This is a genomic window from Micromonospora mangrovicola, assembly GCF_047200535.1.
Classification (GTDB): domain Bacteria; phylum Actinomycetota; class Actinomycetes; order Mycobacteriales; family Micromonosporaceae; genus Micromonospora.
The window spans coordinates 1-666 of record NZ_JBJZOG010000256.1 but is presented as its reverse complement, the minus strand read 5'-3'; the positions used below and the strand labels follow the sequence as shown (position 1 = coordinate 666).

General features: G+C 67.0%; 1 pseudogene. It reads left to right on the top strand.

The annotated features are described in order from the left end of the window. Window positions 1-395: 395 nt before the first annotated feature. Window positions 396-666: pseudogene (locus ACL02O_RS34355) on the top strand (hypothetical protein); the annotation flags it as partial.

Genomic DNA, 666 nt, shown 5'->3' with positions numbered 1-666 from the left:
ACCACCACCGTCGGCGACTGTTTCCACTGAACCACCACATAGCGAGGGAGTCCCTTTCCGCCGCGCCAGGGCGGGAAGGGACTCCCCTGCCCCCCGCGTCACCGCCGGAGCGATTCGTCGTGGTCCTGGCCGCTACGGGCCGTCCGGCAGCGAGCGGCGGCTTTTCACCCTCGGCGACCCCCTTCGCCAACCCTGACACCGCTGCTGCACTGCGGTTCCACCTTGCTACCCCCCGCCCCACCCGCACCCTTATGCGGGTTTTTCTCGCATATGGGCACGAGGCGAAGAAGGTTCTCATACGGTGGTCTTCAGCAGCTACAACCGATTTGTAGCGAAGGCCGCCTCGCCGTGGCGAAGCGACCTTGTCAGGTACAAGGAGAGGGCAGAGAGCTCCGATGTCCAACTACCTTCGCAATAACGATGACGTCACCCGTGAGAAGGTCTCTCCGATCCGGCGTCGCCGGGTCTGGCTCGCCACCGGCGTCGTGGGCCTGACGGGAGCGGTCAGCCTCGCCGGTGTGGCGTACGCGACCACCGGGGCCGTGGGTCCCCACCGGCTCGCCGACGTGAAGTGGTCGACCGCCCAGCAGGTCACCAAGGACGACGCCCGGGGCAAGGATGAAGCCGCCCGGGACAAGGACGGTCGCGACAAGGACGGTCGTGACA